This window comes from Microbacterium sp. P5_E9 (assembly GCF_054049175.1).
Genome location: NZ_JBFUMV010000017.1, coordinates 81,537 through 91,824 on the forward strand (window position 1 = coordinate 81,537; position 10,288 = coordinate 91,824).

A 10,288-nucleotide genomic window follows, 5' to 3' on the forward strand; every position below is an offset into this window, starting at 1 on the left:
GTCGATTCTATCGACCGGTCCGCTCCCTCTGTGCTCACCGCGCCCGCGGGTGAGAGGTGGCATAGACATCGCGCAGCGCGTCGATCGACACGTGGGTGTAGATCTGGGTCGTCGCGATCGAGGCGTGACCGAGCAGCTCCTGCACGACGCGCACGTCGGCGCCGCCCTGCAGCAGGTGCGTGGCGAACGAGTGGCGCATGGTGTGCGGCGACACGTGCGCGGTCAGCTGCGCCCGCTCGGCCGCCCGCTGGATGATCAGCCACGCGCTCTGCCGGGACAGCGGGGCACCCCGGGCGCCGAGGAACAGCCGCGGGGTCGCGCGCCCCCGCCGAGAGAGTTCGGGGCGCGCACGGGTGGCGTAGGCGTCGAGCGCGGCGCGGGCGTACGAGCCGATCGGCACGATGCGCTCCTTCGATCCCTTGCCCCGCACCCGCAGCACGTCGCCGTGCACGATGTCGTCGACGTCGAGCTGCACCGCCTCCGACACGCGGGCTCCGGTTGCGTACAGCAGCTCCAGCAGCGCCCGGTCGCGCAGCCCGAGCAGGTCGCCGGCGTCGGCGGTCGATGGCGCCGGTCCGGAGGCATCCAGCAGCCGCTCGACTTGATCGATGGTGAGCGCCTTCGGCAGCCGCCGGGCGAGCTTCGGCGGCTTCAGCTTCGACGTCGGGTCGTCGGTGACGATGCCCTCGCGGGCGAGGAAGCGGTGCAGGCCCCGCACCGAGGACTGCAGTCGAGCGAGACTGGATGCCGCGGGCGGCGGGTGCGCGGACGCCCGCTCTGCGGCGAACTCGGCGACGAGCGCCGGCGTCACCTCGGCCGAATCCGTGATCGCGCGCTCGCCGAGCCACGCCAGATACCCCGCGAGGTCATGCCGGTAGGCCGCGACCGTGTGTTCGGACAGTCCACGCTCGATCGAGATGTGACGCAGGTACGCGTCGACGGCGCGCTCCAGCCGCATGCCCGGTCAGCTCCGGCGCAGCTTCTCCGCCGCGGCGAGCACCCCGACCGACAGGATGCCGTTGCGCAGCCGGCCCTCGAGCACGCCGGTGATGACGTCCGTGAGGGGCACCCACTCGATGCGGATGTCGGCCTCTTCGGCTTCGCGGGCGTGCGCCTCGCTGGCGGCCGTCAGGCCACGGGCGAGGAAGAGGTGCACGACCTCGTCGTTGCCGCCCGGGGTCGTGAAGATGCTCACGAGCGGCTCCCACTCGGCCGCCACGAGGTCCGCCTCTTCGGCGAGCTCGCGCCGCGCCGTCTCCAGCGGCGACTCCCCCGCGATGTCGAGCAGCCCCGCGGGGATCTCCCAGTCGCGGAGGCGGATCGGATGCCGGTACTGCTGGATCAGCAGCACCCGCTCCTGATCGTCCAGAGCGACGATCGCCGAAGCCCCCGGATGCGCGACGAACTCCCGCACGATCTCGGCGTCGCCGTAGCGGAAGCGCTCACGGCGCACATCCCAGACCATCCCGCCGTAGACGAGGTCGTTCGCGACCACCTCGACGGGGGCCGGCTCATCCTGCAGCCCCTCGAAGGACTCGGGGACCACCTGCGGGTCAGTCATTCTCGACGTCGAACAGCTCGCTGGAGCTGTGGCGCTCGACGGCCGCCTCGACGAGTCCGCGGAACAGCGGATGCGGCTGCGTGGGCCGCGACCGCAGCTCCGGGTGCGCCTGCGTGGCCACGTAGTACGGGTGCACGTCGCGCGGCAGCTCGACGTACTCCACGAGGTTGCGGTCGGGCGAGAGTCCGGAGAACACGAGCCCGGCCTCGGCCAGCTGCGGGCGGTACTGGTTGTTCACCTCGTACCGGTGGCGGTGGCGCTCGGACGCCTGGGCCGCGCCGTAGACCTCGGCCACCAGCGAACCGGGTGCGAGGTCGGCTTGGTAGATGCCGAGCCGCATGGTGCCGCCCAGGTCGCCGTGGTCGAGGATGTCGACCTGCTCGGCCATGGTCGCGATCACGGGGAACTCGGTGTCAGGGTCGAACTCGCTCGACGACGCGCCCTCGAGCCCGGCCACGTTGCGCGCGTACTCGACCACCATGCACTGCAGGCCCAGGCACAGCCCGAGGGTCGGGATGCCCTGCTCGCGCGCGAACTTCAGCGCGCCCAGCTTGCCTTCGATGCCGCGGATGCCGAATCCACCGGGCACGACGATCCCGTCGAGGGCTCCCAGCGCCTTGGCCGCGCCTTCGGGCGTCTCGCACAGATCCGACGGGATCCAGGTGATCTTGACCTGCGTCTCGTGCGCGAACCCGCCGGCTTTGAGCGCCTCGGTGACGCTGAGGTAGGCATCCGGCAGATCGATGTACTTGCCGACCAGGCCGATCGTCACCTCGTGCTTGGGGTTGTGCACCGCCTGCAGCACCTTGTTCCAGCGCGACCAGTCCACCTCGGTGGCCTTGGCGGCGAGCCCGAGCGTGCGGACGATGTAGTCGTCGAGCCCCTGCTCGTTGAGCATCGTCGGGATGTCGTAGATGCTCGGCACGTCGACCGCGTTCACCACGGCGAGTTCGTCCACGTCGCACATCAGCGCGATCTTGCGCTTGTTCGCCTCGATGACCGGCCGGTCGCTGCGCAGCACGAGTGCGTCGGGCTGGATGCCGATCGACCGGAGCGTAGCGACCGAGTGCTGCGTCGGCTTGGTCTTCTGCTCGCCGGACGCGCCCATGAACGGCACGAGCGAGACGTGCACGAAGAAGATGTTGGCCCGGCCGAGCTCGTGGCGGATCTGCCGCGCGGCCTCGATGAACGGCTGCGACTCGATGTCGCCGACGGTGCCGCCGATCTCGGTGATGATGACGTCGGGCCGCGGGTCCTCGGTGGCCTGCAGGCGCATGCGGCGCTTGATCTCGTCGGTGATGTGCGGGATGACCTGCACGGTGTCGCCGAGGTACTCGCCGCGGCGCTCGCGGGCGATGACCTGCGAATAGATCTGGCCAGTGGTGACGTTGGCGGCCTGGCTGAGGTCGATGTCGAGGAAGCGCTCGTAGTGCCCGATGTCGAGGTCGGTCTCGGCACCGTCGTCGGTGACGAACACCTCGCCGTGCTGGAACGGGTTCATCGTGCCCGGATCGACGTTGAGGTACGGGTCGAGCTTCTGCATGACGACCCGCAGTCCCCGTGCGGTGAGCAGGTTGCCCAGGCTGGCTGCGGTCAGGCCTTTGCCCAACGAAGAAACGACACCTCCGGTCACAAAGATGTGCTTGGTGGTGTCGTTCGAAGTGGATTCCGCGGCGGCTGTGTTTGGACTCTGCATCACGGGCTTTTACCCTATCAGTGCCCACCGGTGCGAAGGCTGAGCAACTCCCGGGCGTGGCTCAAAGCGGCATCCGAATCGGGCATTCCGGAGAGCAGTCGGGCCATCTCGGCCTCGCGCTCGGCACCTTCGAGCCGGCGCACGTCCGACGCCGTGACCGCTCCGTCGCTGGCTTTGACGACGGAGAGATGGTTGGTCGCGAAGGCCGCCACCTGGGCGAGGTGGGTGACGGCGATCACCTGGGATGCCTCGGCCAGCCGTGCGAGACGGCGGCCGACTTCGATCGCCGCGGCGCCGCCGATCCCGGCATCCACCTCGTCGAAGACGAAGGTCGGCACCGGATCTGCGCCGGCCAGGACGACCTCGATCGCCAGCATCACCCGGCTGAGCTCACCGCCCGACGCGCTGCGCGCCACCGGCCGCGGATCGGCGCCGGGGTGCGGAGCCAGCAGCAGGGAGATGTCGTCGCGGCCGGACGTGGTGGCGTTGCCCGGCGTGACCGCGACGGTCAGCCGCGCGTCGGGCATGGCCAGCGCGCGGATCTCCGCGGTCACCGCCTCGCCGAGTTCGGCCGCCGCGGCGGTGCGGGCAGCGGTGAGCACGGCGGCGGCCTCGTCGAGGGCGGATGCCGCATCCCCACGTTCCGCGGTGAGCCGCTCGATCCGCTCGCCGTCGTCGTCGAGTTCGGACAGCCGCGCCGAGCCGGACTCGAGCAGGTCGATGGCCGCGTCGAGGCTGCCGTGCGCGCGGATGAGCGTGCCGAGCACGGCCCGTCGATCCTCGACGGCAGCGAGTTCATGTGGACCGGACTCGTCGAGGTCGGCCAGGTAGACCGCGAGCGAGCCCGCCAGATCCGCGATGCGGTAGGCGAGGTCGGCGGTCTGGTCGGACAGTTCGGCGAGCGCGGGGTCGCGTTCGGAGCCGCGCTCGAGGGCGCGTCGCGCCCCGGCGATGAGCGTGCCGGCGTCGGGTCCGTCCCCTTCGCCGGAGAGCGCCTCGTGGGCGGTCGCGGCGGCGATGCGCAGCTCCTCGGCATTCGCGAGCCGTTCGGCGCGGACGTTGAGCTCGGCATCCTCCCCGCGCACCGGCGCGGCCTGCTCGATCTCACCGAGCGCGGTCCGCAGCTGGGCCGCTTCCTCCGCGCGCACATCGCGATCGGCGATCAGGGCGCTGAGCTCGGTGTCGATCGTGCGCCAGCGCTCGTAGCCCGTGCGGTACGCCTCGAGCGCGCCCTGCACCGCCGCGCCGCCGAACCGATCGAGCGCGCCGCGCTGTGCGGCGGCCGAGCGCAGCCGGAGCTGATCGGACTGTCCGTGGACGACGACGAGCTCATCGGCGAGATCGGCCAGGACGCCGGCCGGGGCGGAGCGACCGCCCACCGTGGCGCGGCTGCGGCCTTCGCTCGAGATCGTGCGACCGACGAGCAGTTCGGCACGCCCGTCGCCGAGCGGCTCGACGTCTCCCCCGGCCTCACGCACCCGCGCGCTGACGGCCCCGACCTCCGGCACGATCCAGACGCCGTCGACCGATGCCTGCGCCGCGCCGGCCCGCACGGCGCTGAAGTCGGCGCGCTGACCGAGCAGCAGCCCGAGTCCGGTGACGACCATGGTCTTGCCTGCGCCGGTCTCGCCCGTGATCGCGGTGAAGCCCGGCCCCATCGGCAGGGTCGCCTCCGCGATGACACCGAGATCGCGAAGGCGCATCTCCTCGATCACGACGTGCCCGGTGCGGGAACAGGCGCCACCGATGGCTTCGGGATCGGCGCGGTGAGGGCGGCAGGGCCCCGCCATCCGTCGACCGGCAGCTGGAACTTGCGCACCAGGCGATCGGTGAACGCCGCGGGATGCAGCCGGGCGAGGCGGACGGGGTGTGTCGAGCGGCGGACGACGACGCGGGCGCCGGGCGGCAGGTCGTGTGAGCGCCGTCCGTCGCACCACAGGATGCCGGCGCCGTCGGTGCGCTGCAGCAGCTCGATGGCGACAGCATGCTCAGGTCCGACCACGAGCGGCTTGGCGAACAGCGCGTGCGCCGACAGTGGGACGACGGAGATCGCCTCGACCGTGGGCCAGATCACCGGACCGCCCGCGGAGAAGTTGTACGCGGTCGACCCGGTCGGCGTCGACACGACGACACCGTCGCAGCCGAACGTGGACAGCGGCCGGCCATCGATCTCGATGACGACCTCCAGCATGCGCTCCCGGCTGGCCTTCTCGACGGTCGCCTCGTTCAGCGCCCAGGTCTCGAAGACGACGGAATCGGCGGCATCCTTCACCCGCACATCGAGCGCGAGACGCTCCTCCACGCGGTAGTCCCGCGCGATCACCCGGCGGACCGCGTCGTCCATGTCGTCCCGCTCGCTCTCGGCGAGGAATCCGACATGGCCCATGTTGATGCCCAGCACGGGTGCGGTTCCGTCGCGCACGAGCTCGGCGGCGCGCAGGATCGTGCCGTCTCCGCCGAGCACGATCGCAAGTTCGACGTCTTCAATCGGCACGTCGACCCCGAGCACGGCGACATCGTCGATGTCCGACAGCTCGGCGCAGTCCTCCGGCGCCAGGACAGGGCGGGCCCCGGATGCCCGCAGTGCGGCGATCACCCGGTGCGCGGCACGCACGGTCTCTTCGCGATTGGTATGCGCGACGATCAGGATGCTGCGCTCTGCGTCACTCATCACTCTCCCGCCGGTCGGTTCACGGTGCTTCACCATTCTGTCTGTCTCCAGGGCTTCAGGGCGAACCGCGGGGCCGCGTGTGCACAAGGCGCCCGGGCCGGCGACGGCGGAGGACCGGTGAGACGCCCTGCACAGGTCGCGGTCGTGGGTTGGCTACGCGAGCCGATCGACCTCGGCGAGCCACTCCGTCGGGTTGGCGCCGCCTTCCGCGAGATGGACGACGAACTCGACGTTGCCGTGCGTCCCCGCCACGGGCGAACGGATGACGCCGCGTACCCCGAGCCCCTCGTCCCACGCCGACCACAGCACGCCTGCGACGGCGTCGGCGCGGAGCGCGGCATCCGTCACCAGCCCGCCCTTGACGGCTGTGCGGCCCACCTCGAACTGCGGCTTCACCAGCAGCACGAAGTCGGCGCCGGGCGCCGCCACGGCGTGGGCGGCCGGCAGCACGAGGGCGAGCGAGATGAACGAGAGATCTCCGGTGATCACCGAGGGCGCGTCGGCCACTCCGCTCGCCTCGCGAAGACTCTCGGGGGTCATAAAGCGCACGTTGAAACCCTCGACCGAGATCACGCCGGAGTCTTCGGAGACGGATGCCGCGAGCTGGCCATGCCCGACATCCACGGCGATCACCGGCGACGCGCCGCGCTCGCGCAGCACCTGGGTGAATCCCCCGGTCGACGCGCCCATGTCGAGCGCCACGCGCTCGGCGACGTCGACCGAGAAGGCGTCGAGGCCGGCGATGAGCTTGTGCGCCGCGCGACTGACGTAGTGATCCGCGCCCGCCACTTCTAGCGCGGCGTCATCCGCAACCGGAGTGGAAGCCTTGACCACGGGGCGGCCGTTCACGCTCACCAGCCCATCGGCGATCAGCGTGGCGGCATGGGTGCGGGACCGCGCGAGCCCTCGTGCCGCGAGTGCCGCGTCGAGGCGCGCGGTCATGGCTGGGATGCCGTGGGGCCGGAGTCGAGGGTGCGTGCGAGCGAGTCGTGCAGCGCCTCATACGCCGCCGCACGCGTCGGCAGCGGCTGCGCCTCGATCACCTCGAGGGCGGAGAGGAGGTCTGCGTCGGGTGTCGGGCGGGCCTCGGAGTGGTCCATGGCTTCAGAATAGGCGGTGCCGGGAGGGCTCGGAGTGTTCCGCGCCGCGTGGCTCAGGGCCGGTGGAACGGGTCTGCGTAGAGGCGCTCAGGCACCCGGAAGCCATAGATCGCGCGGCCGGTGTCCCAGATCGCCTTCGCCCCGGCGCGCAGCAGATCCACCGGACGGTCGCCCTCGGACAGGATCCGCACATCCGGGCCGTCGATGCGCACGCTCGCGCCGCGGACCGACACGACGCCGTCGCGCACGATCGCCTCGGGATACGGCTCATGCAGCTCGCGAAGGTCACCGAGGATGAAGGTCGGCTGCGAATCCGCAGGCGCGGCGAGCACGTGCTTGGGCCGGTCGATTCCGGAGAGCACGAGCACCGACGGCACTCCGGCACGATTCGCGCCGAGAATGTCGGTGTCGAGGCGGTCGCCGAGGAAGAGCGGATGCCGCGCCCCGAACCGTGCGACCGCTTCGACGAAGATCGGCGATTCGGGCTTTCCGGCCACCGTCGCGAGGCGGCCGACGGCGGTGTGCACGGCGGACACGAGCGTGCCGTTTCCCGGCGCGATGCCGCGGGACTGCGGGATGGTCCAGTCGGTGTTGGTCGCGATCCAGGGGATCCCGCCCTCCTCCTCGGGCACCTTCAGTGCGTAGGCCGCTTCGGCCAGCTCCGTCCAACCGACTTCAGGCGCGAAGCCCTGCACGACGGCGCCGGGCGCATCGTCGGCACTCCGCGTGACGATGAATCCCGCCTTCTCCACCTCGGTGACGAGGCCATCGCCGCCGACGACAAGTACCGTTGTGCCGGCCGGAACCCGCTCGGCGAGCAGTCGCATCGCCGCCTGCGGGCTGGTGACGACCTCGTCGGGACGCGTCTGCAGCCCGAGTTCGGTCAGATGCGCCGCCACCGAGACGTCGGTGCGCGATGCGTTGTTGGTGATGTAGCCGAGTCGACGCCCCTCGCGGGCGCGATTGAGGCTGGCGACCGCGTGCGGCAGCGCGCCGGCCCCGGCATAGACGACGCCGTCGAGATCGGCGAGCACGACATCCACGCCGTCGAGCGGGGTGGATTCCGTCGGCCGGCGCGAGAACAACGCCATCAGGCTTTGCTCTCCTTGTCGTCGGGCTCGTCGACTCCGGCCTCGACGAGGAGCTCCTGCACCTCGTCTTCGACACTGATCTCCGACGTGGTGATCGATTGCGTGCCATCGGCGACAACGATCCCCTCCACGAGGACGACATCGTCGGCCTCGTCGAGCTCATCGTCTTCGGTGGCGTCTGAGTCGTCGACTTCTTCGACGTCGTCGAAGGTCTCGATCTCCTCGACCTCCTCGATCTCGATGACCTCGAGGTCGCCGTCGCCGGAGGCGTCGTGGAGAACCTCAGCAGCCACCGCGGCGCGGCGGTTCCATTCGTTCGCCTCGTCGGCTCGGCCGAGTTCCTCGAGCACGGTCGCCCGCGCTGCGAACAGGGCAGGGCTCCATTCGAAGGCCCGGTCCGGATCGAGCTCGGGGATGTCGAGCTCGAGCAGCGCCCGTTCGGTCTCGCCGAGATCGAGCCGCGCACCCGACATCGCGATGGCGAGCTCCACCCGGACGCCCGGAGCGAGCTTTGCGCGATCGACGCCGCGACCGAGTTCCAGGGCTGCGTCAGGACGACCCACACCGCGCTCGCTGTCGACCATGAGCGCGATCTGATCGTCGTTGCCGGAGATCCGACGGTAAGTGCGGAGTTCCCGCAGCGCCAGCGCGAAGTCGCCCGTCGCGTACGCGGTGATCGCGAGGGACTCGCGAACGATCGCAATGCGGCCGGCGCGGCGGGAGGCGGACACGGCGTGCTGGTGTGCCAGCTCGGGATCGATTTCGATGAGCTGCGCGGCCATTGCGAGGTGACGCGCGACCCACTCGGCGTTCTCTTTGCTGAGCGTCTTCAGCTCATTTCGCGCGCTCTGGGGGAGGTCGTTCGGCGTGATCTCGTCCGGAATGAACGGATCGTCGTGGTGGGCGCGAACGGGACGGTTCTCTTCCGGGCGGTTCAGCTCGACGGGACGATCGACGCCCCCGCGGGTCGGACGTCCGCCGCGGTGCTGGTCGGAGGCGCCGTACGGCGGCCTGCGATCGCCGTCACGCTGCTCGTAAGGCCTGCTTCCGTCGCGGGTCGGGTACGACTTACGCTCGCCATCGCGGGGAGGGTAGGACTTCCGCTCCCCATCGCGCTGCTGGTACGGCGGTCGTGCTCCGTCGCGGGGCGGGTACGACTTCCGCTCCCCCTCGCGAGGAGGGTACGACTTCCGCTCCCCATCGCGGGGCGGGTACGACTTCCGCTCCCCCTCGCGAGGAGGGTACGACTTCCGCTCCCCATCGCGGGGCGGGTACGACTTCCGCTCCCCATCGCGGGGCGGGTACGACTTCCGCTCCCCATCGCGGGGCGGGTACGACTTCCGCTCCCCATCGCGAGGAGGGTACGACTTCCGCTCCCCATCGCGAGGAGGATAGGGGCGGTCGCCCTCGCGCTTCTGGTACGGCTTCGATTCACCCGAACGCTGCTGGTACGGCGGACGTGCTCCGTCACGAGGCGGGTACGACTTCCGCTCCCCATCACGAGGAGGRTACGACTTCCGCTCCCCATCACGAGGAGGATAAGGGCGGTCGCCCTCGCGCTTCTGGTACGGCTTCGATTCACCGGAACGCTGCTGGTACGGCGGACGTGCTCCGTCGCGCGGCGGGTAGGACTTCCGCTCCCCATCACGCGGAGGGTACGACTTACGCTCCCCATCACGCGGAGGGTACGACTTACGCTCCCCATCACGCGGAGGGTACGACTTACGCTCCCCATCACGCGGAGGGTACGACTTACGCTCCCCATCACGCGGAGGGTACGACTTACGCTCCCCATCACGCGGCGGGTACTGCTTCTTGTCCCCACGCGGCTGCGAGCCGGCAGAGCCGCCACCCGTCGACCGAGTCGTGGGACGGTCCTTCTTACGATCGTCGTCCGTCATGTCTCGATCCTCCCGCAGTTCGTGCGCGTTAACGTGAAATGGCCACCCAGCGTTGGGTGGCCATTTCTCGAAAGAAGTCCGGCGGTGTCCTACTCTCCCACAGGGTCCCCCCTGCAGTACCATCGGCGCTGAGAGGCTTAGCTTCCGGGTTCGGTATGGGACCGGGCGTTTCCCTCTCGCTATGGCCGCCGAAACACTATTGATGTTTCAATCGTTCAAAGCATGAGTTGTCACATCGTGTGTGACGGCTGCTGTTGCAGCTCATGCG

9 protein-coding genes and 1 rRNA gene are annotated in these 10,288 nt (G+C 70.2%); all 10 read right to left on the reverse strand.

From position 1 onward, the window contains the following. Positions 1–34: 34 nt before the first annotated feature. On the reverse strand, positions 35–958 hold the full coding sequence (xerD, locus tag ACXJ3V_RS16965; RefSeq protein ID WP_457101515.1) for a site-specific tyrosine recombinase XerD: 924 nt from the start codon (positions 956–958) through the stop codon (positions 35–37). Between the two features lie 6 nt (positions 959–964). After that, positions 965–1,561 (reverse strand): NUDIX domain-containing protein, encoded by a 597-nt coding sequence (locus ACXJ3V_RS16970; RefSeq protein ID WP_457101516.1) that lies wholly within the window; start codon positions 1,559–1,561, stop codon positions 965–967. Beyond that, positions 1,554–3,257 (reverse strand): CTP synthase, encoded by a 1,704-nt coding sequence (locus ACXJ3V_RS16975; protein WP_457101517.1) that lies wholly within the window; start codon positions 3,255–3,257, stop codon positions 1,554–1,556. The genes ACXJ3V_RS16970 and ACXJ3V_RS16975 overlap by 8 nt, the downstream gene beginning before the upstream one ends. Positions 3,258–3,274: 17 nt before the next feature. Then, entirely contained in the window at positions 3,275–4,972 is a 1,698-nt protein-coding gene (recN, locus tag ACXJ3V_RS16980) for a DNA repair protein RecN (protein ID WP_457101518.1), read from the reverse strand. Then, positions 4,969–5,928, reverse strand: coding sequence for an NAD kinase (locus ACXJ3V_RS16985; protein WP_457101519.1), 960 nt, complete (start codon positions 5,926–5,928; stop codon positions 4,969–4,971). Before ACXJ3V_RS16985 ends, recN begins: the two co-directional genes overlap by 4 nt. A 153-nt stretch (positions 5,929–6,081) precedes the next feature. Then, positions 6,082–6,870: a TlyA family RNA methyltransferase gene (locus ACXJ3V_RS16990; RefSeq protein ID WP_457101520.1), complete on the reverse strand. Its 789-nt coding sequence runs from the start codon at positions 6,868–6,870 to the stop codon at positions 6,082–6,084. Next, the gene (locus ACXJ3V_RS16995) at positions 6,867–7,028 is read right to left on the reverse strand and encodes a hypothetical protein (protein WP_457101521.1); all 162 of its coding nucleotides are present in this window, start codon (positions 7,026–7,028) and stop codon (positions 6,867–6,869) included. Before ACXJ3V_RS16995 ends, ACXJ3V_RS16990 begins: the two co-directional genes overlap by 4 nt. A gap of 53 nt (positions 7,029–7,081) precedes the next feature. Next, positions 7,082–8,119, reverse strand: coding sequence for an HAD-IIA family hydrolase (locus ACXJ3V_RS17000; protein ID WP_457101522.1), 1,038 nt, complete (start codon positions 8,117–8,119; stop codon positions 7,082–7,084). Next, positions 8,119–8,901: a hypothetical protein gene (locus ACXJ3V_RS17005; protein WP_457101523.1), complete on the reverse strand. Its 783-nt coding sequence runs from the start codon at positions 8,899–8,901 to the stop codon at positions 8,119–8,121. Before ACXJ3V_RS17005 ends, ACXJ3V_RS17000 begins: the two co-directional genes overlap by 1 nt. 1,195 nt (positions 8,902–10,096) lie before the next feature. Further along, a 5S ribosomal RNA gene (rrf, locus tag ACXJ3V_RS17010) occupies positions 10,097–10,213 on the reverse strand. Between the last annotated feature and the right edge of the window lie 75 nt (positions 10,214–10,288).